This window comes from Novosphingobium sp. PhB57 (assembly GCF_004342985.1).
GTDB lineage: Bacteria > Pseudomonadota > Alphaproteobacteria > Sphingomonadales > Sphingomonadaceae > Novosphingobium.
Genome location: NZ_SMBO01000001.1, coordinates 871,328 through 894,824, shown reverse-complemented (window position 1 = coordinate 894,824; position 23,497 = coordinate 871,328). Strand labels below are relative to the sequence as shown.

At 66.7% G+C, this 23,497-nt stretch carries 18 protein-coding genes; 10 read left to right on the top strand and 8 right to left on the bottom strand.

What is annotated here, in order from left to right; all coding sequences use genetic code 11:
- The first annotated feature begins 24 nt into the window (after positions 1–24).
- The 4 genes from EDF58_RS04025 to EDF58_RS04010 all read left to right on the top strand — a co-directional run bounded on the left by EDF58_RS04025 (position 25) and on the right by EDF58_RS04010 (position 7,529).
- Positions 25–2,313 carry a TonB-dependent receptor gene (locus tag EDF58_RS04025; RefSeq protein ID WP_132262868.1) on the top strand — a complete coding sequence of 763 codons (2,289 nt, stop codon included), beginning with the start codon at positions 25–27 and terminating at the stop codon, positions 2,311–2,313.
- Positions 2,314–2,354: 41 nt separating this feature from the next.
- On the top strand, positions 2,355–3,989 hold the full coding sequence (locus EDF58_RS04020) for an alkaline phosphatase D family protein (protein WP_132262866.1): 1,635 nt from the start codon (positions 2,355–2,357) through the stop codon (positions 3,987–3,989).
- A 213-nt stretch (positions 3,990–4,202) separates the two neighbouring features.
- Positions 4,203–5,885 carry an acid phosphatase gene (gene acpA, locus EDF58_RS04015; RefSeq protein ID WP_132262864.1) on the top strand — a complete coding sequence of 561 codons (1,683 nt, stop codon included), beginning with the start codon at positions 4,203–4,205 and terminating at the stop codon, positions 5,883–5,885.
- A 234-nt stretch (positions 5,886–6,119) separates the two neighbouring features.
- The gene (locus EDF58_RS04010) at positions 6,120–7,529 is read left to right on the top strand and encodes a M20/M25/M40 family metallo-hydrolase (protein ID WP_132262862.1); all 1,410 of its coding nucleotides are present in this window, start codon (positions 6,120–6,122) and stop codon (positions 7,527–7,529) included.
- Between the two features lie 36 nt (positions 7,530–7,565).
- Here the strand turns inward: EDF58_RS04010 and EDF58_RS04005 are convergent, their stop codons facing one another.
- The 3 genes from EDF58_RS04005 to EDF58_RS03995 all read right to left on the bottom strand — a co-directional run bounded on the left by EDF58_RS04005 (position 7,566) and on the right by EDF58_RS03995 (position 11,633).
- Positions 7,566–8,663, bottom strand: a complete 1,098-nt coding sequence (locus tag EDF58_RS04005) for an acyltransferase (protein WP_132262861.1) — start codon at positions 8,661–8,663, stop codon at positions 7,566–7,568.
- 175 nt (positions 8,664–8,838) lie between these two features.
- The gene (locus EDF58_RS04000) at positions 8,839–10,470 is read right to left on the bottom strand and encodes an NAD(P)/FAD-dependent oxidoreductase (RefSeq protein ID WP_132262859.1); all 1,632 of its coding nucleotides are present in this window, start codon (positions 10,468–10,470) and stop codon (positions 8,839–8,841) included.
- On the bottom strand, positions 10,467–11,633 hold the full coding sequence (locus EDF58_RS03995) for an aromatic ring-hydroxylating dioxygenase subunit alpha (protein WP_132262857.1): 1,167 nt from the start codon (positions 11,631–11,633) through the stop codon (positions 10,467–10,469). The genes EDF58_RS04000 and EDF58_RS03995 overlap by 4 nt, the downstream gene beginning before the upstream one ends.
- 36 nt (positions 11,634–11,669) lie before the next feature.
- On the opposite strand from EDF58_RS03995, the gene EDF58_RS03990 reads away from it, so the two are divergent.
- Positions 11,670–12,266 carry a TetR family transcriptional regulator C-terminal domain-containing protein gene (locus tag EDF58_RS03990; RefSeq protein WP_132262856.1) on the top strand — a complete coding sequence of 199 codons (597 nt, stop codon included), beginning with the start codon at positions 11,670–11,672 and terminating at the stop codon, positions 12,264–12,266.
- On the opposite strand, the gene EDF58_RS03985 is transcribed toward EDF58_RS03990, so the two are convergent.
- On the bottom strand, positions 12,263–13,573 hold the full coding sequence (locus EDF58_RS03985; protein ID WP_132262854.1) for an amino acid permease: 1,311 nt from the start codon (positions 13,571–13,573) through the stop codon (positions 12,263–12,265). The two genes, EDF58_RS03990 and EDF58_RS03985, sit on opposite strands and share 4 nt — an antisense overlap.
- 89 nt (positions 13,574–13,662) lie before the next feature.
- On the bottom strand, positions 13,663–15,252 hold the full coding sequence (gene ggt / locus EDF58_RS03980; protein WP_243654121.1) for a gamma-glutamyltransferase: 1,590 nt from the start codon (positions 15,250–15,252) through the stop codon (positions 13,663–13,665).
- A gap of 473 nt (positions 15,253–15,725) precedes the next feature.
- Here ggt and EDF58_RS03975 point away from each other — a divergent pair, with 473 nt between their 5' ends.
- From EDF58_RS03975 to EDF58_RS03955, 5 genes are read left to right on the top strand one after another with little or no spacing between them, the layout of a single operon-like run.
- Positions 15,726–16,178 carry a MarR family transcriptional regulator gene (locus EDF58_RS03975; protein WP_132262851.1) on the top strand — a complete coding sequence of 151 codons (453 nt, stop codon included), beginning with the start codon at positions 15,726–15,728 and terminating at the stop codon, positions 16,176–16,178.
- Positions 16,175–18,238, top strand: coding sequence for an FUSC family protein (locus EDF58_RS03970; protein ID WP_132262850.1), 2,064 nt, complete (start codon positions 16,175–16,177; stop codon positions 18,236–18,238). The genes EDF58_RS03975 and EDF58_RS03970 overlap by 4 nt, the downstream gene beginning before the upstream one ends.
- On the top strand, positions 18,235–18,450 hold the full coding sequence (locus tag EDF58_RS03965; protein WP_132262848.1) for a DUF1656 domain-containing protein: 216 nt from the start codon (positions 18,235–18,237) through the stop codon (positions 18,448–18,450). The genes EDF58_RS03970 and EDF58_RS03965 overlap by 4 nt, the downstream gene beginning before the upstream one ends.
- On the top strand, positions 18,447–19,403 hold the full coding sequence (locus EDF58_RS03960) for an efflux RND transporter periplasmic adaptor subunit (RefSeq protein WP_132262846.1): 957 nt from the start codon (positions 18,447–18,449) through the stop codon (positions 19,401–19,403). Before EDF58_RS03965 ends, EDF58_RS03960 begins: the two co-directional genes overlap by 4 nt.
- Positions 19,403–20,854, top strand: a complete 1,452-nt coding sequence (locus EDF58_RS03955; protein WP_132264111.1) for a TolC family protein — start codon at positions 19,403–19,405, stop codon at positions 20,852–20,854. The genes EDF58_RS03960 and EDF58_RS03955 overlap by 1 nt, the downstream gene beginning before the upstream one ends.
- 39 nt (positions 20,855–20,893) lie before the next feature.
- Here the strand turns inward: EDF58_RS03955 and EDF58_RS03950 are convergent, their stop codons facing one another.
- The 3 genes from EDF58_RS03950 to EDF58_RS03940 are packed head-to-tail and all read right to left on the bottom strand — an operon-like array spanning position 20,894 to position 23,488.
- Positions 20,894–22,045, bottom strand: a complete 1,152-nt coding sequence (locus EDF58_RS03950) for a glycosyltransferase (protein ID WP_132262845.1) — start codon at positions 22,043–22,045, stop codon at positions 20,894–20,896.
- Between the two features lie 4 nt (positions 22,046–22,049).
- On the bottom strand, positions 22,050–22,565 hold the full coding sequence (locus tag EDF58_RS03945; protein ID WP_132262843.1) for a DUF2141 domain-containing protein: 516 nt from the start codon (positions 22,563–22,565) through the stop codon (positions 22,050–22,052).
- A complete protein-coding gene (locus tag EDF58_RS03940; RefSeq protein ID WP_132262841.1) occupies positions 22,562–23,488 on the bottom strand; it encodes a hypothetical protein in 927 nt (308 codons plus the stop codon). Before EDF58_RS03940 ends, EDF58_RS03945 begins: the two co-directional genes overlap by 4 nt.
- Positions 23,489–23,497: the final 9 nt, after the last annotated feature.

Sequence of the window (23,497 nt, the reverse complement as noted above, 5' to 3'; positions counted from 1 at the left end):
CAATTGATCTCAGGGGAAACGGCAATGAAATTCGGCACTTGCGTGGCAACTCTTCTCGCGGGCACGGCCCTGGCCGGCGTTCCTGCAACCGTTTACGCAGCCGAGGCCGAAGTGGCCGCGGGCGAAGACCCCAATGCCATCATCGTCACCTCCCAGAAGATCGAGCAGCGCGCCGTCGATGTTCCCATCACGCTTTCCGTCCAGACCGGAGAGCGCATGCGTGAACTGGGCGTCACGGACATCGGCGAACTGTCGAACTACGTTCCCGGCCTCAATGTGCAGGTGCAGAGCGCCAACAACCCCGGCTTCGTGATCCGCGGCATCACCTCCGACAGCGGCTCGGCCCAGCAGGGGCCGCGCGTCACCCTGTACTACAACGGCATCGACATCTCGCGTTCGCGCGGCGCCTACCAGGGCATCTACGATCTCGACCGCGTCGAAGTCGTGAAGGGGCCGCAGGCGACCCTGTTCGGCACGGCCGCGACGATCGGCGCGATCAGCTTCGTTTCGGCCAAGCCGCAAGCCGGAACCTCGGCATCCCTGACGGGCGCCTACGGCAACCTGAATGCCTACCGCGTCGAAGGCTTCGTCAACGCGGGCAACGACGTCATCGCGGCGCGCATCGCCGGCCAGTGGAAGAAGCGCGACGGCTATATCGAGAACCTCGCGCCCGGCCAGGACGATCTCTATGCGCAGGACCAGCTCGGCCTGCGCGGTTCGCTTCGCTACACGCCCACCACCGACTTCACCGCGGACCTGACGTTCACTTACGACCGCCAGCGCAATTCGGGCACGCCGTTCCTGTCGAAGAACCTCGGCTCGACTTCGGTGAACGGCCTTTACGACGCGGCCTATCTCGGCGGCTCGCCGCTCTCCGGCGAAGTGCTGGGTGCCGACAAGCTCGGGCTGAACCGCGACGTCTATGACGGCAACCTCACCCTGAGCTGGGATTTCTCGGACGGCTGGAACTTCACCACGGTCAACGGCTACCGCCACTTCGATGCGCTGGAAGTCTTCGATGCCGACGGTTCGGCCGCCTGGTATCTCGAATTCGCGGAGCGCGCCAAGGGCTGGCAGGCGAGCCACGAGGGCCGCTTCACGTATAGCGACGACCAGTGGCGCGCCTCGTTCGGCTGGAACTACTTCATCGAGGACAGCTCGCAGTACGTCCCGCTGTCTTCGGAGCTGGGCACTTACCTTCAGTGCAGCGCCAACCTGATCCCGGGCCTGGGCTGCGTCGCTGCCGACAACACCGTCAATGCCGGGCGCGCCACCTCGTTGCTCACCGGCGGCGCCTTCACCGCCGTGCCCTATTCCAGCTGGTACAAGAACGAGGGCCGCAACCAGTCCTGGTCGATGTTCGGCGATGTCACCTGGAAGCCAGCGCCCGCACTGGAACTGACCGCCGGCGCGCGCGTGCTGATCGAGAAGCGCCGTTCGGGCTATTCCGCCAATCAGCCCGACGCCCCGGTCTATGGTCAGCCGCTGCTGCCGCTGGTGGATACCGACGGGCAGACCTTCTACGCCCGCAAGTCCTACGCCGCGATCCTTCCGCGCTTCAACGCGCTCTATCACCTGACCCCCGGCCTCAATCTCTACGCGACCATTTCGGAGGGACGCCGCTCGCCGGTGGTCCAGCTCTCGGCTGCGGCAGGTCCGGTGGCCGACCTGGACCTCATCAAGTCCGAGACGGTCTGGAACTACGAGGCGGGCATCAAGGGCACCGTGGGCATGTTCTCCGGCTCGCTGGGCGTCTATTACGACAAGTACAGCAATTTCCAGGTCTCGGTGCTCGACGCGACGACCGGCGTTGCCCGTACCGAGAGCGCGGGCTCGGCGTCCAACCTGGGCGTCGAGGCTGAACTCGAAGCGCGCTTCACCGACTGGCTGAGCGCCTTCGGCAATGTCGGCTTCATCAGCGGCGGCATCGACGACAAGGCAGCCAACGGTGTCTATGCCGGCGACCAGTTCCGTCTTCAGCCGAAGTGGCAGTGGGCTGCCGGGTTCAACCTCAACCTGCCGGTGACGCAGAGCGTGAACGTGTTCCTGACGCCGAGCGTGACCTACCGCAGCAAGATCTACTTCGAGATCCCCAACAGGGAAGCGATCAGCCAGGGGCCGGTCACGCTGGTGAACCTGCGCGGCGGCGTTTCGTTCATGGACGGCAAGTTCCAGGTCGCCGGCTATGCCCGCAACCTCACGGACAAGAAGTACCTGCTCGATGCGGGCAACACCGGCGGGTCGTTCGGCTACCCGACCTTCATCCCGGCCGAGCCGCGCACGTACGGCATCGAAATCACGGCGCGGTACTGACCGCTTTCCGCGCCGCTGCCTCGATAACCAAGGACAAGACCATGACACTTCAACTCGATCGGCGCCTGCTGCTTCAGGCAGGCGCCTTCGGGCTCGCCGCGCTCTCGACGCCCGGCGTCGCCCAGATCCTCACCGCGCGCGGCTTCACGCACGGCGTGGCGAGCGGCGAGCCGGCGGCCGGTTCGGTGCTGCTCTGGACCCGCTACGTCGGCAGCGGCGACACGAAGCTGCGCTGCGAACTTTCGGCGGACGAAAGCTTCCGCAAGGTGGCAGGCGGCGGCGAAACGATCGCCTCGCCCGCGCATGACAACTGCGCCAAGCTGGTGGTGTCCGGCCTCGCGCCCGGCAAGTGGTACTACTACCGCTTCATCGCGCCGGACGGCACGAAGAGCGAAACCGGCCGCACGCGCACGCTGCCGGTGGGCGACGTCGACCGCTTCGGCATCGGCCTGTTCTCGTGCTCGAACATGCCGTTCGGCTGGTTCAACGCTTATGCCCATGCCGCCACGCGCGACGATCTCGACCTGGTCGTCCATGTCGGCGACTATTTCTACGAATACGAATATGGCCATTATCCCGAACAGCCGATGGCTGGCCGCCCGATCGAGCCGCAGAACGAAACGGTCTCCCTGGCCGACTACCGCCTTCGTTTCGCCAGCTACCGCCTCGACCCGGACTTGCGCCGCCTCCACCAGCGCTTCCCGATGATCGCGCAGTGGGACGATCACGAATTCGCCAACGATACCTGGAAGGGCGGGGCGGAGAACCACCAGCCTGACAAGGAAGGCGAATGGTCGGTCCGCCGCGCCGCGGCCGAGAAGGCTTACCGCGAGTGGATGCCGGTTTCCGACGCCCTCTACGACAGCTTCCAGATCGGCTCGCTGGCCACGCTGTTCCGCCCCGAAACCCGCTTGAGCGAGCGCATGCAGCAGCTCGACTTCGGCGCCGTGATCGCGGGCGCGGCCAAGGGCGGTCCAGCGGAGATCGGCCGGGCCCTGGCCCAGTTCCGCGACGGCCCTTGGATGTCCAAGGACCGCACGCTGATGGGCGCGCAGCAGGAGAGCTGGCTCTACAAGGGCCTGATCGATTCCGCGAAGTCGGGCACGCGCTGGCAGATCCTGGCACAGCAGATCGTCATGGGCTCGCTGAAGGCGCCGCCGCAGATGGCGGACCTCGTGCCCTCGGGCGGAGACCCCAAGGTCCGCCAGGCGCTCATGGCCATCGCCGCCGCCTCGCAGGCGGGCCTGCCGTTCAACATGGACTCCTGGGACGGTTATCCGGCTGCCCGCGACCGCCTGCTGCGCACGGCGCGCCAGGCCGATTGCAACCTCGTGGTTCTGGCGGGCGACAGCCACAATGCCTGGGGCAGCGAACTCTCGGTGGACGGATCGGCAGCGGGCGTCGAATATGCCGGCCACTCCGTCACCTCGCCGGGCTTCGAGGCTTACCTGCCGTCGGTGCCCGCGGCCGACCTGTCCAAGGCGCTGCGCGCGGCGAACCCGGGGCTGGCTTTCGCCGATACCAGCCGCCGCGGCTACGTCTCGCTCCAGATGACGCCGGAGCAGGTTCGCGGCGAATGGCACTTCATGGGCACGATCGCCCAGCACACCACCGCCGGCACGACCAGCGAAGGTCTGACGGTGAACTGGAACGAACGCCGCTTCGCCAAGGCCTGACGCGATCGGGCGGTTCGTCAGCCATGCCGAACCGCCCATCACGGCACGAGGGGAGCGCTCGTTTAATGCGCCGACCCGCCCGCTGGCCGATCAAGCTCGCCCTGGTTTCAAGGTCGAGTTCAAAATCAGGTATGATACAAAATATCATATTGGTTGACGCGCCTTGATCGGGGTCGCAAACAGCCGGGAATTCCTCTCCCCCAAGGACTTTCCATGACCGATTCCGATCTTCCCGAACCGCAGGCCGATGCCTCCGTGGTGCGTCCGGACCGCCGCGACTTTCTGGGCGGACTGGCAGCAGCGCTGGGCGCCGCCGCCGTTGCCGGATCTCCGGGAGAAGCGGCCGCCGCAACGAAGCAGGCGCGCAAGAACAGTGCCGCTCCGGTCAGCGACGCCCGGCTGCGCGAAGCGATCGATACCGTCGTCGTGATCTATGCGGAGAACCGCAGCTTCAACAATCTCTTCGCCGATTTTCCCGGTCTCGAACAACCGCTGGCCTCCGTCCCGGCCGAGCGCACGGCTCAGCGCGACCGTGACGGGAAGGTCATGGAAAAGCTGCCGAAGATCTGGGAAGGCCTCGTCCCCAGCAAGCAGGTGGTCGAGCATACCGAGTACCTGATCGGCCCGGATGACCTCGGCCCGATCGCCAACGGTCCCTTTGCGCTGAAGACGCCCGAGGGCGACCCCTTGCCGCATGGCCTGGTCACGCGTGACCTCGTTCACGCCTTCTACCAGAACCAGTGGCAGATCAACGGCGGCCGTAACGACGGTTTCGCGGCCTGGGGAGACAGCGGCGCGCTGGTCATGGGCCATTACGGCGACATGCGCGCGCAATTGCGTCTCTGGCAGATCGCGCGGGAATTCACGCTCTGCGACAATTTCTTCATGGGTGCGTTCGGGGGCTCTTTCCTCAACCACCAGTACCTGATCAGCGCCCAGCCGCCGTTCTATCCCGACGCCGACAAGAGCCCCGCGGCCAAGCGCATCGCGCAAGTCGAAGGCAGCGATCCCAAGGGCATCAAGCTCAAGCTCGATCCCAAGACCCCGGCCAGCGCCATGGACGGCCCGGCCATGTTCTCCGCCAGCACGCTCTCGCCCGACTTCTGGGCCGTGAACACGATGCTGCCGCCCTATGCGCCGACTTATGAACTCGACCCCGAGAAGCCGGGTTATGCCAATGCCGCCAGCGGACACACGCTCGTGCCCCAGCATCACAAGACCATCGGCGACATGCTCTCCGCGCGGAATGTGGACTGGGCCTGGTATGCGGGCGGGTGGAATGCCGCGCTCGAAGGCAAGATGAACGATGCCGCGTTCCCCTCGCGGCCGAACTTCCAGCCGCATCATCAGCCGCTGAACTATTACGAGCGCTTCGCGCCCGGTTCGCCGGACCGCGCCAAGCACTTGCGCGACGGCGGAGAGGGCAGCACCGCACGCACCAACCGCCTCCTCGCCGATGCCGAGGCCGGCAAGCTTCCCGCGGTCAGCTTCTACAAGCCGCAGGGCAACCTCAACATGCATGCCGGCTATTCCGACATCGACGCCGGAGATCGCCACATCGCCGCGGTTATCGACGGTCTGCGCGAGAGCCCGCAATGGGAACGCATGCTGGTGGTCATCACGTTCGACGAGAACGGTGGGTGGTGGGATCACGTCGCGCCGCCGAAGGGCGATCGCTGGGGGCCGGGCACGCGCATTCCGGCCGTCGTCGTCTCCCCTCATGCGAAGAAGGGCGCCGTGGACCATACGATCTACGATACGGGCTCGATCGCCCGCTTCCTGACACGCCGCTTCGGTCTGGAGAAACTGCCGGGCCTGACCATGCGTGAAGACGCCATGATCGCCGCGGGCGGCGTGGCGCCGGGAGACCTCACCGGCGCGCTCGATCTGGCCTGAGCACCTGACGATCAGCGGGCGGCGGCCGTGCCGAAGCCCGCAGCCATTCCTGAAAGCCGGGAAGGGGGGCGGAAGCGGGAGGACGCGCAAAAGAGGTGCGTCCTCTCGTGGAATGCGACAGAGTATTGACGTTCGGCCCGATTCTCCATCGGGCATGCTCAATCACTTCGGATCGCAACGTCACTTCCGATCGCAATACCACTTGCGATCGCAGTACCAGGGGGCAAAATATTCATGCGGGCTATCCCATCCACCGTCTTCACGCTCGGTGCCGTTCTGGCGGGCGCCACTGTCGCCCAGGCCGCACCCAAGGCCTATCCCGAGGCCGAGAAGCAGGTTCTCGAAATATCGAAGCAGGCCATCGCCCTGCGCTCCGTCGAAGGCGAGGGTAACAAGACCCGCGAAGTCGCCGAACTGTTCCGCAAGGAACTGCTCGCGAACGGCTGGACCGCCACGGACATCGAGATCGTCCCTCACAAGGACACCGCCTACCTGATCGCAACCTGGCCCGGCAGCGATCCTTCGCTGCGGCCCCTGGTCGTCTCCGCGCACATGGACGTGGTGGAAGCCAAGCCCGCCGATTGGGAGCGCGATCCCTTCACCCCCGTGGTCGAGAACGGCTACCTCTACGGACGCGGTGCCAGCGACACCAAGTTCGAAGCGGTGCTGGCGATGGAATCGATGATCGCCTTGCGCAAGCAGGGCTTCAAGCCCAGGCGTACTCTCGTCATCGCCTACTCGGGCGACGAGGAAACCTCGATGGCGACATCGAAGCTGATCGCGGAGCGGCTGAAGAACGCCGAACTCGTGCTCAACGTGGACGGCGCCTCGGGCACGCTTTCGGAGAAGACCGGCAAGCCCTCGTTCTGGTCATGGCAGGGTGCCGAGAAGACTTACGTCGACTACCAGATCGAGGTCACCAACCCCGGCGGGCACAGCTCGGCGCCGCGCACGGAGAACGCGATCGTCCAGCTGTCGCAGGCACTGGAACGGATCGGCAGCTATCACTTCAAGCCCGAGCTGAACGACATCACCCGCGCTTACTGGGTCGAGGCTGCCAAGCTGGAGCCCGATGCCACCCTGGCCGGCGCCATGCGCGCCTTTGCCGCCAATCCCGGCGATGAAGCCGCGCTCAAGGTGCTGCGCGCCAATCCCTCCATGGTCGGCCGCACGGGCACGACCTGCGTTGCGACGATGATCTCGGGCGGGCATGCCCAGAACGCCTTGCCCCAGCGCGCCACGGCCAACATCAACTGCCGCATCTTCCCCGGGCACACGCGCGAGGAGATCATGACCGAACTGGAAAAGGTGGCGAACATGCCCGCGGCCAAGTTCTCCGACGCGACCGGGGATGCCTCGACGATGTCGCCGGCTTCGCCGATGCGGCCGGACTTCGTGGCCGCGACGCGCAAGGCGGTGACAGCGGCCTGGGGACCGATCCCGATCATCCCCTCGCAGGCTTCGGGCGCCTCGGATTCGATGTGGTATCGCGCGCTGGGCGTGCCAAGCTACGGCGCCAGCGCTTCGATGATGAAGGACTCCGACGAGTTCGCCCACGGTCTCAACGAGCGCCTGCCGCTGCTCAATGTGCGGCCCGGCATCACGTACTACATCAGCCTCTACACCGATCTCGCGGGAAAGTGAGCGCGGCCTGAAACGGGGGAAGCAGGGGCTGGCGGCTCAGGTGGCCGCCAGCTTCCTCCTGCTCAGCCTGCCGCCGCTGAGGATGCGGGCAGGCCCCGGAGCGGCGCGGCTGAGCAGGGTGCCCAGAAGCACTACCGCCAGCAGGACGATCAGCGGCTGGGCCACCAGGTAGACCGGGTATAGCGGCGAGCCGAGGGTGCCGAACAGGCGGCCGAGAAGCGGCCCGCCCAGCCAGATCAGGATGAGGTGCGAGCAGAACAGGAAGAACGCGAAAGGCTCGATCTTCAGCAGCGGCGTTCGCACCACGGTTCCCGCCAGACCCCAGGATATGCGCCAGTAGGCAAGGGCGGCCGAGATCCGCACTGCAAGGTCCAGCGTGGCGGCGGGCAGGCTGATCGGGGACCAGTCGACGACGAGCGTGAAGTAGAGCTGCACCGCGGTCAGCACGGCGAAAGGCGTGAGGGCAGCGGAAAGCGGCCAGGCCGCGATCCGGTCGGCCAGGTTCTCGCGCCGGGCAATGATGCCCAGGGTGAAGAAGAACGGGATCGATGCGCGCATGAACACCGGCGGACCGTAGCCGCCGATCTGGCACAGCGCCGCCACCAGGGCGATGGCGAAGAGCGTACGCTTGCCGCAGCGAACCAGCAGCGGCGCAAGCAGCATGCAGAGGAACAGGTCACGCAGGAACGGCATCTGGACATTGATGTCCGGGTTGCGGCTGGCGATGAAGATTTCCTGGAAGATCCAGTCCATCGATTGCGGCGTAGGCGCCGCCAGCTTGGTCGCCACCGCCGCTCCGGACACGAGCAGGATCGCGAGCGCGTTCCAGAGCACCATCGGCAGGAGAATGGTCTTGGCCTTGCGGCCGACATGGCTGGCCCAGTCGAAGGTCCGGCTCGATCCCGCGACGAGCCAGCCGGAGATAAGGCCCAGCAGAGGCACGGCGCTGCGTCCGAACACGTCCATCAGCACCCACCGCAGATTTTCCTGCGGCGTGCCATGGGCAAGCTGAAGGTCATATCCGGTCAGCCCGGTCCAGGCGTGGACATAGACGACCCCGAGTATACAGATCACGCGTGCAACGGATATTGCATCGGACCTGCGCCGTACGTCGGTATTGAGTATTCCGGACAAATGATTTTCCTGGCTTTTTGGCAACCCGCCGAACTGCTTTCACATGCCCGCGAGGAAGCGGGCGAGTAAAAACGGTTCGTCTACTTGCCTCAAACCAATTACGGCCAATCGGGTCTGTCTCTATTCGGCCAGATGACCGAGAGAAGGGATGAAGCGGCGCCGGCTTGCAAATAAGTCATGAAACGAAGCGCGCGAAGCCATTCCCGAAGCGTCTGGTGTCCTCAATCACTTCATGGGCGCAGTTGTGGCCGGGCGCACCCGTCACCCCGCCGCCGGGGTGGCTGCCCGATCCGCACATGTAGAGGCCCTTGATCGGCCCTCGATAGGCGCCGTGGCCCAGCACCGGGCGGGCCGACCACATCTGGTCGAGCGTCAGGTTGCCGTGCATGATGTCCCCGCCGACAAGCCCGAACTTGCGCTCCAGACCCTTGGGGCTGAGCACCTGGCGGCCGAGGATCGAGGCACGGAAGCCCGGCGCATATCGCTCCACCGTATCGATGATGGTGTCGGCCGCCTTGTCTTCCTCGGCGTCCCAGTCGCGGGGCGTTCCATCGTCACTGGCCGGCAGTTCCGGTGCGAACTGCTGGCAGAACAGGCTGGCGACATGCCGGCCTTCGGGCGCGAGGCTGTCGTCCACGGTGGAGGGGATCAGCATCTCCACGATCGGCTTCTTCGACCAGCCATGCGTCTTGGCGTCAAGGAACGCGCGGTCCATGTAGTCCAGCGTCGGCGCGATGATGATGCCCGATCGATGATGCTCTCCCGCTTCGGGCAGACAGGTGAACCTCGGCAATTCGGACAGCGCCACGTTCATTCGGAACGTGCCGCTGCCTGTCTTGAAGCCCTTCATCCGGCGCTGGAAGTCGGGGGTGAGGTCGCTCTTGGCGATCATCCTGCCATAGAGCAGCTTGGGCCCGACATTGGCGATCACGCGGGTTGCCGCGATCTCCTCGCCGCTTTCCAGCCGGACGCCGGCGACCTTGCCGCCGTCGATGAGCACTTGCTCCACGGGGCTCTCCAGGCTGATCTCCACGCCCAGCTTGCGGCAGACTTCGCCCATGATGCGGGTGATCTGGCCCATGCCGCCGACCGAGTGGCCCCAGGCGCCCTTCTTGCCGTTCACTTCGCCGAAGACGTGGTGCAGCAGGACATAGGCGCTGCCCGGCGTATCGGGCGAGGTATAGTTGCCGACCACCGCGTCGAAACCGAAAGCGGCCTTCACCGCCTCGCTCTCGAACCAGCCGTCCAGCAGCGAGCGGGCGGACTTGGTGAACAGGTCCAGCACGTCGCGCTGCGCTTCGATGGAGAGGCCTGCCAGCTTGCGACCCTGCAAGGCCGCATCGATCAGCCCGCGCCAACCGTCGCCGGCATTGGGCGGCGATTTCAGGGCGAGGTCGCGCAGCACTTCGGCCACGACTTCCAGCGCATCGTAATAGGCCGGCAGCACTTCGGCATCGTGCGCGGAGAACCGGCGGAACTCCGCCTGCGTGCGCGCCAGCCCGCCGCCGAGCTTCAGGTAGCCGCCATCTTCCTGCGGCAGCAGGTTCGAGATCGGGCGCTCGATCACGCGGTAGCCATGCTCGGCCAGGCGCATGTCGGCGATGACCTTGGGCTGGAGCAGGCTGACGGTGTAGCTGGCGACGGAATTGCGGAAGCCGGGATGGAATTCCTCCGTCACCGCCGCTCCGCCGACCACGTCGCGGCGCTCCAGAATGCGAACCTTCAGTCCTGCGCGGGCAAGGTAGAATGCGCAGACAAGGCCATTGTGGCCGCCGCCGATGATGACGGCATCGTACTTCCGGGTCATGCCTGGCTCCAGCCGGATGAAGGCCGCTCGTTCTGGCGGGCTTCGGGGATCAGTTCGCGGATGCGCTTGCAGAAGCGGCGCAGGCATACTTCCTTGTCGGAAAGCGGCCCGACCGAAAAGCTGCGCGAGGCCATGCCTGCCTGCACGCGGGTGACGAGGGCGGTATCCTCGGCATTGACCTGCCGGTTGATGCGCCAGTTGAGATAGCGCGCGGCGCGCATCTCCCGCCGGTCATCGTCCAGGACGTAGCTGATCTCGCGGATCGTGCAGGCTTCCGGCCCGGTCGGCAGCCACTGCATGAAATCGACCTGATCGGGATAGATATCGAAGGCGACGTTCGGCCAGAGCTTGAAATAGAGCCAGTGGCGCTGGCGATCCTCCGGCAAGTGCGGAACCGGCGGCAGCAGGCGCTGGTACATGCGTTCGGACCAGTTGGCCGAGGGCCGGTCCATCAGATCGCCCCACATGCGATCGACATGCGCCTCCGCCTCGACCCCGTAGCTGGCGCCGAACAGGCGCGTCAGGCCGGGATGGGCGACGGGGATATGCAGTCCGTCCGAATAGTTGTCGCCCACGTTCTTCCAGTTCACCGCGCGCTGGCGCGTGGTGACACGGCCGAGGGTCTTCAGTTCCTCGAAACGGTAGGGAGCGACCATGGCTTCGTAAGGGGCCATCATCTGGCCGACCGTGGGGCCGCCGTCATCGACCAGCCGCACGAAGATGAACCCGCGCCAGACTTCGATGCCCACGGGAGAAAGGCCGTGCCGGGCCTTGTCGAACTCGGGATAGCTCTGGCTGTCGGGCACACCGGTCAGGCGGCCGTCGAGGTCGTAGACCCAGGCGTGATAGGGGCAGACCAGCTTCCGGGCGCAGCCGCTCGGTCCATCGACCAAGCGCGATCCGCGATGACGGCAGACATTGGTGAAGGCGCGCAGTCGCCGGTCATGGCCGCGCACGACGATCACGCTTTCGCCGATATATTCCAGCGTGTGCCAATCGCCGGCCTCGGTCACGTCGCTCTCATGGCAGACCACTTGCCAGCTTGGCGCGAAGACGCGTTCTCTTTCGGCGGCGAAGAATTCGGGATCGGAATACGTCCAGGCCGGCAAGCTCCAGCCATCGAGCGGGTCGGTCTCCGCGATGTCGCGGGGCTGCGTTGCCATGGGTCTCTCCTTATTGTACGATCGTATAACAAGGCGATGGGCAAGCAGCAATCCTTCACGCGGGAACATCCCGACGAGCGGCGGCAAAGCCTGGTAGAGGCGACCGCGCGCTGCTTGGCCGCGCAGGGCGCCGGCGGCACTTCGGTGCGATCGATCTGCGCGGCGGCCGGCGTTTCGCCGGGGCTGCTCCGCCACTATTTTTCAGGTGTCGGGGAAGCGATTGCCGAGGCCTATCGCTGGACGGGCAACCGCGTGGCGCTGGCGCTGGAAGAGGCCGTGGCGGAAGCAGGCGCCGATCCGAGATCGCGGCTTCTCGCCTATCTCTCCGCCAGCTTCCGGGCGCCGATCGCCGACCCCGAACTGCTCGCGACATGGCTGGCGTTCTGGAGCATGACGCCGACCGACCCGGCGATCGCCCGGCTTCACGAGGAGATCTACGGGGAGTTTCGCAGCGGGATGGACGACCTGATCCGCGCGCTGCGGCCGGACCTTGCCGATACGCGCCTGCCCGCCGTGGCGCTGACGGCGCTGATCGACGGGCTCTGGCTGGAACTGAGCCTTGGCAAACCGCCCTTCACGCCGGTCGAGGCCGAAGGGCTCGTCGAAAAGTGGCTCGACTGCCTGTTGGCCTAGTCGATTTCGTTGCGCTTCAACCAGAGCCAGATCGGCAGGCCCAGGACCATCAGCACGAAGCTCAACCCGCTGGCGCCGATACCCGCACCCCATAGCGTCCAGAGCGCATAGAGCGCGCCGATCAGGGCCGGTATGCGGGCAATGCCCAGCTTGAGCGCAGCAAGCGCGCAAGCGAGGTAAAGCCACAGCGTGGCGGAAGTGGAGAGCAGCAGCAGGTACTCGAACAGGGCCTGCATCGTCCGGCTGGCGTTCATCGCGGCGAAGAAGCTGGCGATCACGGCCGAGATCAGCAGGGCCCGGCGCGCAGTGCCGCGCGCGTCGGTCTCTGCGAACCAGCGCGGGAGCAGGCGCCGGGCGGCCATGTCGCGCACCATTTCAGCTTCGAGCAGGGTCCAGCCGTTAAGCGCGCCGATGCAGCTGATGACCGCGAATACGGCGACCAGCGTAGCGACGTCTCCATCGAGGAAGCGGGCGACGAAAGTGGCAAAGGGGGCTGCGGAATGGGCCGCGACATCGCTCGGCAGCAGAAGGGCGATGGCGGAACAGACCATGAGATAGAGCACCCCCGTCAGCGCCGTGCCCCAGAGCGTCGCGCGCGCGACGTTCACCTCGGGATTGCGGACCCGCGCGGCGGCCACGCTGGCAGATTCGAAGCCGAGCAGCGCCCAGAGCGTCAGGGTGGCGGCGCCGTTGATGGCGCCGAGATGGACCTGCCCGGCATCGAAGGCCGGAAGCTGCGCCTTGCCGCTCGACAGGATGTAGATCGCCAGCAGGATCACGACCAGCAGCGGAATGACCTTGAGCGCGAGGGTGACGATCTGGAAATTCCCGGCGGCGCGCGTCCCGCGCAGGTTCACCAGCGTCATCAGCCAGAGCAGGGCGATAGCGGCCAGGGCAGGGACGTGCTCTCCATAGCCCAGGAAGGGCACCATGCTCGACAGGTAGCTGACGGCGGCCACGGCAATGGTCACGACCGAGGTCCAGAGCGAGACGAGATAGATCCAGCTGATGAAGAACCCCGCCGGACGCCCGAAAGCGTCAGTGACGAAGCCGGCCGGGCCGCCCGCAGCCGGACGCGCGCGGGTGAGCCGGCTGAGCACATAGGCCAGGATCAGCGCGCCGCTGATGGTGGTCGCCCAGCCGATCACGCCGTTCCATCCGAAAGGCGCCAGGCTGGCCGGCAGCAGGAATACGCCCGAGCCGATCATGTTGCCCATGACCAGCGCGATGGCGGCGGTCAGCCCGAGGCTTCCTGCGGAGGACCTGATGCCGGGACCTGCGCTCTGTCCGTCCTGATCGCCTGCCATGTCGTCTCCCTTGGGGGCGGTGGGATTGAAGGCAGCGGCCCCTAGGCGAACATTATGCTATTTTCAACGCGATGGAAGGCGAACTGCGTTCAGAACCCGCGCGCCACGCCTTCGCGCCGGGGATCGGCGCCGCCGACATAGCCCTTCGGCGTCGCGACGATCGCCTGGAGCCCGGACTCTTCCCCGCGCGAGGTGGACAGGGTCATGCCCCGCGCGGCCAGGCCCTGCATGATCGGCTGGGGGAACATGTCGGCGCTGTAGCTGTCTCCCTTGGCGACGAGATTGGGCAGCGAGACGGCGTCCTGCGGCGTCATCTTCCAGTCGAGCAGGGCCACCAGCACTTTCAGGTTGTAGGCCTGGATTGCGGAACCGCCCGGCGATCCCGCGGCGGCCACGAACTTTTTCTGCGGCGTCAGCACGATGGCGGGCGCCATGCTGGAGCGCGGACGCTTGCCGGGGCCGGGGGCGTTGGCCGCTTTCGCGCCGTCGTCATCGGTGGGGCTGAACGAGAAGTCGGTGAGCTGGTTGTTGAGGAAGAAGCCGCCCACCATGCGACCGGAGCCGAAGATGCTCTCTACCGTGGTGGTCATGGACACGACGTCGCCTTGTGCGTCGATCACGACGATGTGGCTGGTTCCGCCCGGCTCGTCGGTGGCGTCGATCCCGACTTTGGGCGCGCCCCGGGGCATGCCGAACGTCACCGGCCCGGCCCGGTCGCCGATCTCGGCCGCGCGGCCCTCGAGATAGTGCGGATCGAGCAGGCCATCGAGCGGCACCTGCACGAAGGCCGGGTCGCCCACGTAGCGGTCGCGGTCGGCGTAAGCCAGGCGGCTGGCCTGGGCGAATTCGAACCAGGCTTTCTCGTCAGTGGCACTGCGCTTGTCGATGTCGGTGTGTTCGAGCACGCCGAGCGCGATCTGCAATCCGGGGCCGCCCGAGGGCGCCTGGGGCGTGCAGACGAGGTAGATGCGGTAAGGATTGCAGAGCGCGGGGCCGGAGTGCGGGCGATAGCTCGCCAGGTCCGACAGGGTGAGCGTGCTCGGGTACGGCCCCTGGTGCACGCGCTCGACGATCTGCTGCGCAATCGGCCCGGTCAGCAGACCAGAAGCACCGTACCGTGCAATGCGTTCCAGCGAGCGAGCATAGTCGGGGTTCTTCAGCCGGTCGCCGGCCAGATAGGGCGTGCCGTCGGCCTTGGTGAAGTAGCGCCTGGCGTCGGGCGCGGAAGCCTGGGGTGCCTTGCTTGCGATCATGCGGGCTAGACGCGGACTGACGGCGAAGCCGTCCTGCGCGAGGACATGGGCTTGATCGAAGAGCGTGCCCCAGGCGAGCTTGCCGTGATCGCGGTGGGCCATGTCGAGCATGGCGATGGCGCCGGGCACGCCTGTCGAGATGCCGCCCAGCACGGCGGTGACGAAAGGCAGCCGCTTGCCGTTTTCGTCGAAGAACAGATGATCGCCGGCACCGGCGGGTGCGACTTCGCGGCCGTCATAGGCTGTCGCCTGCCGGGTCTTCGCATCGTAGTAGACCATGAAGGCGCCGCCCCCCAGGCCCGAACTCTGCGGCTCGACAAGGCCGAGCACGGCCTGGATGGCCACGGCTGCGTCGATCGCCGAGCCGCCGGCCTTGAGAACGTCCACCCCCGCTTTCACCGCCAGCGGATTGGCAGCGGCGACCATGGCGTGGGGGGCGGTGGCGGACTGCTCCTCCCGGGCCGGAGCAGTGACCGGCGCGGCCTCTGCCACCTTTTCCGCAGCCTCGGTCTGGCGGGCGAGAGCGGGCTGCGTGGCAGCCAGCACAAGGGCAGACAGGCCGAGGGCGAGGATCGATCGGCGCAAAGTTGTTCTCCGGGCGGTAATGGGCATTTGCAGCGACTTAGCGCCCTCGTTTCACAGGCGCCACCCCTGCAAGCTTTTGCAAAGTCGCTCTGGCCGGTCAGCAATAGCAAGGCGGGCGCCCGTCTTGCGGCAGGAAAATTCGGCGCTGCGCCAGCATATCGGCTCGAAACCTGAGCCTTCGGATCGGATGGAATTGCGGCCCGGCCGTGCCGCCAAGGCCGACAGGCTCATTTGCAATAAACTCAACTCCGATGCCGCAATATCGACGCCAAAATATCTTGCGAAGATTAGTTAGCACTCTAATTACTCAGGCCATGCAGGATCGACAATCGAGCGAGAAGGCTCTGGCCGCAAGGTTGGGGCCGGTTTCGCGTTCATGGCAGCAACTGGCCGATTCGGCGCTGTCCTCGCTGGGAGTTTCCAACTCCTCGGGGTGGGCGCTGGTCCACCTGCTGCGCCTCGGCAACGAGGTGCGGCAGGGCGACCTTGCGCGCGCCATCAACGTGACGGAACCTTCGCTCGTGCGAACCCTGCACTTGCTGGAAGATGCCGGTCTCGTCGAGCGCATCGCCGACGACAGCGACCGCCGTGCCAAGCACTTGCGCCTCACCGACGAGGGCGCCGCCGCTGCCCGCCGCATCGACAAGCGATTGATCGAGTTGCGCGCGACGCTTCTGGATGGCATTCCAGGCGAAGACGTCGAGACTGTCGTGCGGGTGCTTGACCGCATCGCTGCGCGCATAGCGGAAAGCGCCGCCCGGCAATGACGAAGCGTTTCGGACTGGACGCCGCGCTGTTCTCCGTGAAGGCCTACCTGGCCTCGATGCTGGCTATCTATATCGCACTTTCGATCGGGCTGGAGCGACCCTACTGGGCGTTCCTGACATCCTACATCGTGGCGCAGCCCCTGGCCGGCGCCGTCGTGTCCAAGGCGATGTTCCGCGTGATCGGCACTTTCGTCGGCGCGGGAATGGCCGTCATCATCGTGCCGAACCTCGTCAATTCCCCCGAACTGCTGACCATCGGCATCGGCGGCTGGCTGGCGCTGTGCGTCTTCGTCTCGCTTCTGGACCGCACGCCGCGCTCTTATGCTTTCGTGCTGGCGGGCTATACCGCCGTGCTCATCGTGCTGCCCAGTGTCGACGTGCCGGACACGATATTCACCGTGGCGACCCTGCGCGTGCAGGAGATCACCATCGGTATCCTCTGCGGCAGCTTCGTCCATGCGCTGGTCCTGCCGCAATCGGTTTCGGCTTTCATGCTGCAGCGCGTGTCCAACATTCTGGCCGACGCCGAGCGCTGGTCGCGCGATTCGCTCCATCTTGAGACCGATCCGGCGATCGACAAGGAACGCCAGCGGCTCGCGCTGGACGTCACCGAGTTGCACCAGCTCTCGATCCACCTGCCTTACGAAAGCACGCGCATCGCGCCGCGCATCCGCACCGTGCGCGCACTTCAGGATCAGCTCTCGCTGATCATGCCGCTGGGCGCCGCCGTGTCCGACCGGATCGCGCAGCTCCACGCGGTGGACGCGGTTCCTGCCGAAGTTCAGGCCCTGCTGACGGATGCGCGTGACTGGTTCGGCGGCCTTGGCGCCATGTCGCTGCCGGAACGCGAGGCGGCGGCCATAGCGCTGCAGCAGCGGAGCCGTGCGCTGGAGCCTCGGATCGGCCCCGATGCCTCGTGGAATGCGCTGATCCTGCTCAGCCTGCTCTCGCGCCTTTCCTCGCTGATCGGGGCGCACCGCGATTGCCGCATCCTGGCCGAGCAGCTTGGCACCAACACCACGCGGCCGGTCAGCCCGCGCGCTGCCGAACTCGTGGAAGGCCGCCGCGGACGCGAGCTGCATGTCGATGTCGGCGGCGCCACGCGCGGTGCCATCGGGGCATTCCTGACGATCGCCATCGGCTGTGCGCTGTGGATCGGCAGCGGCTGGCACGAAGGGGCGACGGCGGTCATGCTGGCAGGCGTGTTCACCGCGCTCTTCGCGGCCGCACCGGACCCGCTCGCGCCCTTGCGCACGTTCTTTGCCGGAACCCTCATCGCGACGCTGATCGGGCTGCTATATGGCTTCGTGCTCATGCCGCGGCTCGATGGTTTCCTGGAATATGCCGCGGCCATGGCGCCGATGCTGCTGATGCTGGGCGCGCTGATGCAGTCCCCGCGCTGGAGCGGCATCGCGCTGCCGATGCTGCTGGGCCTGGGATCGCCGGTGCTCGTTTCCGACCGCTATGTGGGCGGCTTTGCGGGCTTCGTGAACGGAGCGCTCGCGCAGCTGGTGGGCATCATCTTCGCCATCATCGTCATCCGCCTGCTCAGCTCCACCGGCACTCATGCCGCGATCCGTCGCACCGTTCGGGCGGGCTGGGCCGACATCGCCGAGCGCGCCAACATGATGAGCCCGCCGGACGTGCGCGCCTGGATCAACCGCATGCTCGACCGGATCGCCCTTCTGGCGCCGCGTCTGGCGATGTCCGGCCGCTCGCCCGGCGCGCCGCTCTACGACGCCTTGCGCGATCTGCGGACCGGCGTGGCCATCGGCGAACTGCGCGAACTGCGCCTGGCCATGCCCACGTCCCGCCGTGGCCCCCTCACCGAAGTGCTTCGGAAAGTGGGCGAATATTACCGGGGTCTCGATCCCGACCGCCCCGCGCCCGCCGACCCCATCCTGCTTGAGGATATCGACATTGCCATGACCGCCGTGCTGAACGACGAAGACCCGCAGCTCAGCCGTGCGGGGGCGCTGGGGCTGGTCAGCCTGCGCCGCAATCTGTTCCCCTCCGCTGGTCCTTCGCCGGCGGCGCCGCTCTCGGAGATGCCGGCATGAGGGGCGAAGTCTCCATCGACGGGGTGTTCCTACCCACGCTTCTGGTTCTTGCGGTCATCGCCTCGATCATCACCCTGGTGCTGATGCGCATTGCCAATCTTATCGGTTTCTACCGCCTCTTCGCTTATCGTGCGGCGGTGGACCTGTGCCTCTACATCCTCGTGCTCGGGCTTCTCGTCTGGGCCTCTCCCTTGATCGGTTTCCGCCAATGAAGCGCTTTCTTGCCCGGCTTGCTCCCAGCCTCGCCACCACCATCCTCGTGATCCTGGCCGCAGTGATCGCGGTCTGGCTCTGGCGCCATTATGAGGACAGCCCCTGGACACGCGATGGCCGCGTTCGTGCGGACGTCGTGCGCGTCACCCCCGATATCGGCGGGCTGGTCACGTCGGTGGAAGTCAGGGACAACCAGGAGGTCAAGGCCGGCGATCTGCTCTTCGTGATCGACCGACCGCGCTATTCGCTGGCGGTGGAGCAGGCGCAGGCTGCCGTGGCAAGCGCGCAGGCCAGGCTGGGCCAGGCCCAGCGCGAAGCCAAGCGCGACCTTGCGCTCGGCGATCTGGTGGCCACCGAGACTCACGAACAGAATGTCGCCGCCGTCGCCACCGCGCGCGCGGCCCTGGACCAGGCGCTGAGCGCGCTCGACAAGGCCAAGCTCGACCTGGCGCGCACCAATGTGAAGGCTTCGGTGAACGGCACCGTCACTAACCTCGACCTGCATCCGGGCGACTACGTGGCGCCGGGCAACCAGGCGATGGCGCTGATCGACCGCGATTCCATCCGCATCGAGGGTTATTTCGAGGAAACCAAGCTCGCCAATATCCATGTCGGCTCGCCGGTCACGGTCGTGCTCATGGGTGAGGCGCGTCCGCTGAAGGGCGTGGTCGAGAGCATCGCCGCGGGCATCAACGACACGACCCGCAGCGATTCCCGCAATCTTCTTCCGAGCGTCGATCCAACGTTCACCTGGGTCCGTCTCGCCCAGCGCATTCCGGTGCGCGTGCGGCTGACCGAGGTACCCAGGGACGTGAGCCTGATCGCCGGCCGCACGGCCACGGTGACGATTGAGCAACCGGGCGATGCAGGCCGCAGGAATGCCAGGCCGGTTCAGCCTGCCCAGACGGTACAGCCGGTTCAGCCAGCGCCTTCCGGGGAGCCCACCACGTGATCCGCAGCGGCGTTTCGCTTCTGGCGCTCGCACTTCTGGCCGGCTGCGCCACGGCAGGACCGGACTACGCGCCGCCCGCCGATTCCGCGGCGACGACGCCGGCCGCGAAAGGCCCCTTTGTCTCGGGACAGGGGCCGCAGTTCTCGCAGGCCGAGCTGCCCGATCGCTGGTGGAAGCTCTACGACGATCCGCAGCTGGACGGCCTCGTCGAGCAGGCGCTGGAGGCCAATGCGAACATTCGCGTGGCCGATGCGAACTTGCGCAAGGCCGATGCCGTGCTTCGGGAAACCGCGGGCCAGAAGACCCTTGCCACCACCATCGGCGCCGACGCCGACCTGGAGCGTGACTATTCGACCGCTTCGGCCGGTACCAACCTGCCGGGCGTGCTGACCTACGATCTCGGCCTGACCCTGTCCTACCCGCTCGACCTCAATGGCAAGATCAAGCGCGCCATCGAGAGCAGCCTGGCCGACCGCGAGGCGGTGGAGGCCGCGCGCGATGCCGTGCGGATCAGCGTCGCGGCCGCCACCACCAAGGCATATGCCGACGTCTGCGCCGCGAACTACCAGATCGCCACGGTCCAGAAAGTGATCACGCTGCAGCAGCAGACGCTGAACGCCACCGGAAGGCTCCAGCGCGGCGGGCGCGGAACGGCTTTCGATGTCAGCCGCGCGCGCACGGCCGTGGAAAGCAGCAAGGCCAACCTGCCTTCGTTCTATGCCAAGCGGCAGTCCTCGCTCTATTTGCTGGCAACCCTGCTCGGCAAGGCGCCGGCGGAGTATCCCCGGGAAGTGGAAAGCTGCGCGACCCTGCCCCGCCTGTCGCAGCCGATGCCGGTCGGCGACGGCGCCGCGCTGATCCGCCGCCGCCCGGACATTCGCCAGGCCGAGCGCACCATTGCCGGCGATACCGCCCGCATCGGCGTCGCCACGGCAGACCTCTACCCCACGGTCAGCATCGGCGGGGGCATCATCAACGACGGCAAGCTGGAGAACTTCGGCAAGACCCATAGCTTCGGCTTCAGCCTGGGGCCGCTGCTCAGTTGGTCCTTCCCCAATCGCCCGATCATCCGCGCCCGCATCGAAGCGGCGAATGCCCAGGTGGAGGCGGACATCGCCAGGTTCGACCAGACCGTGCTCGAGGCCCTGCGCGGCACCGAGACGGCGCTGGAATCCTATGCACGCGATACCGACCGTGCCGCGGCCCTCGGCCGTGCCAGCGACAGCGCGGGCCTTTCCGCGCAGCAGGCCGGCAAGCTGTTCCGGTTCGGGCGCAGCGATTTCCTGAACCTGCTCAGCGCCCAGGGCGCCTTGGCGACGGCCCAGGTCAATCATGCCGCGGCGGAAACCGCGCTTGTCGACGATCAGATCGCGGTCTTCCTCGCGCTTGGCGGAGGCTGGCAAAGGACTGAAGCGCAGACGGGGCAGCCGGCAGGACAACAGGCCCGGTAGGAAACGGAAGGGCAGGTTGCCCGGCGAAGGCCGGGCTTCTCAGGCAGCCCTGCGCTGCCGAACGAGGCACTGGGCGTAAGCGGCGAAGAGTTCGCGGAAGTGCTCTTCCATGGTCCGCGCCGTCACGGCGGGGCGAGGGCGTGCGCGCACCACGTCCAGGATCGCCGCCGCCGCCGCATTGCAATCGGCCGCCGCGTAAGTCCGTCCGGCGCCGCCTGCCGCATGGTCGGCCGCGCCGCCGGCATCGGGCACGATGACCGGGATGCCGCTGGCCCGCGCTTCGGCAGCCGTCATGCAGAACGTTTCCGCCTCGCAGCCGTGGACCAGAGCATCCGCGCTCGCCATGATTCGCGCGAAGGCGGCCCGGTTGCGTTCCGGCGCGAAGAGGCGGACATGGGGATTTCCGGCGATGTGCCTCAGGATCGCGCGCTGTTCGCGGCCTTCGCCCAGCATGACGAGACCGATGGGGCTCTGCTGGCTGGCCATGCTCACCGCGTCGATCACCAGCGGCCAGCGCTTCTCCGGCGCCAGGCGTCCCACTGCCAGCAGCAGCGCGGCGCTTTCGGGCAGGCCGCAATCTGCTAGCAGGTGTGCCCGCAAGGCCGGGTCGCGATGAGCGGGCGAGAAGCAGTCCGCTTCCACGCCCATCGGGATGGTGACGGTGTGAGAGACCCCGCCGTCGTCGAGCCGGCGCGAAAGATCGCTGTTGGCGCAGACGACATGGTCGAACTTGCGGCTGTGGCGGCGCAAGTGCTCCCAGAATACGGAGAACTGCCGGTCGATCGTCTGGCGCGAGAAGATGTTGCCAAGCCAGCGGTAGGCATAGGCGGAAAGCGGGTCGGCATGCATGACCAGACTGCGCGGAGCCGCGCCCGGCCAGTCCGCCACCAGTCCGGCACTCCGCCAGGGCGAGGTCGCCTCCACGAAATCCGGGGCCAGTGCATCCAGCGCCGCGTGGAGCCGTTCGGCCTCGGCGAAGTAGCCATATTTCCGGTCGAGCGGGAAGCGCGGGCTTTTCACGGTCACGATGCGGGCACCGGCTCCGCGTTCGATCACGGCGTCTTCGTCGCCGGGGGCGAGGATGACGATCTCGTGGCCCAGCATCGGGCCGATCCGCAGTTTCTGCTCCACATAGGTGCGTACACCGCCGCCCTGGGGCGAATAGAAAGCGCAGACATCGACGATCTTCATGCCGTCAGGTTCCTTGCCTGAGCGGGGCGACTCCCAGCCCGCTGCGATAATTGAGGACGATGCGGAGCGCGGTGAGCCCGCTTCCCGCCGTGGCGCTCGCCTTGCGGACGTTGGGTTTGCCCCAGCCCAGCTTCGGATTTCCGGCGAAACCGATGCCGTCGATCTTCCAGTTGAACTTGCGGTCGTTGTCGCGGTCGTGAAGCAGGCTGACGGCATAAGTGCCGGGGCCGGGCAGGCGGATGCAGAGGCTCGGCGTGCCGCTGGCAGGCAGGGGTACCTCCACCCGGCGGAAGACCTTGCCCGCGCTTACCAGCCGGTTGTCGTCGGCCAGGAAGTCCTTCTCGTTCGCGGGATAGACCTCCAGCTTCAGCTTGCCCGTGCGATCCTTGAGACCCACCGGCTCGACGATGAAGGCCGGCCCGCTCTCGTTCGCGCGGCAGAGACCTTCGGCCTTGCCGAGGTCTGGCGTGGAAGGAACCAGCGCGGCAGCGAGGAGAGGGGGGATCGCCAGCGGGCTCATGCCGGCTGTTCCGGCGCTGTCAGGTCCTTGATCGCCAGCATGCCGCCCAGCAGCAGGTGCGCGGCCAGGATCAGTCCGGCCATCAGCGTCATCAGCGCGCCGATGTCCTGCTCGCGCCCGAGAGCGAGGACGGCGACCCCGGCGAAGAGCAGGTCCTTGTTCGGGATCAGCGGCAGGCGCGATACCAGCAGGCGCAGCGTTGCCAGGAACAGCCACCAGGACAGTTGCACCTCGGGCAGGACGAGGTGCCAGAGCATGGCGTTGAACAGGGTGGTCAGGGCGATGCGGCCGAGGTGGATCTGGGTGATCATGGCCAGTTCGGCGCGGGGCAGGGTGAACACCCGCCGGCGGAAGACCATGGCGATGGCGGAGACCACCACCAGTACGCCCAGCGAGAGGGTGACCATACTGGCGTCGAGACCGAGGCGGGTGGTGCCCACGATCGGCACCATCACGGCCAGCAAGGCGATCGTCACGCCGTTTCCGGCCATGGCCGAGAGGATCGCCACGTCCTTCACCGCGCCGAAGGGCGCCGCGTCCAGCGATACCCGGCGCCGCGCCCAGGTGTAGAAATAGGCTTCGCCGAGATAGCCCAGCAGCAGCTCGTTGTAGACCTTCTTGCGCAGCAGCGCGAGCATCCCGGCGCCGGGAATGCCCCAGAGCCGGCGGAAGATCAGCCACTCGCTGGCAGGCGTCACAAGGTAGCTCGCCGCGAAGACGGCCCAGAACACCGGGCTTTCGGGCACCATGGCCAGGAGGCGGCGCATGTCGAGCCCGCCCATCTCGTGGAATACCGCCGCGATCACGGCAAGGGACAGGGCGATCGAGAACAGGGCATTGCGCCCGAGGCGCGGGTTGCGATCCTGCGGGGTGAGCTGGATGGCGGGCGTATCGGGCGCCAGGACGGCTGCGGTTTCTGTCACGAAGTTCTC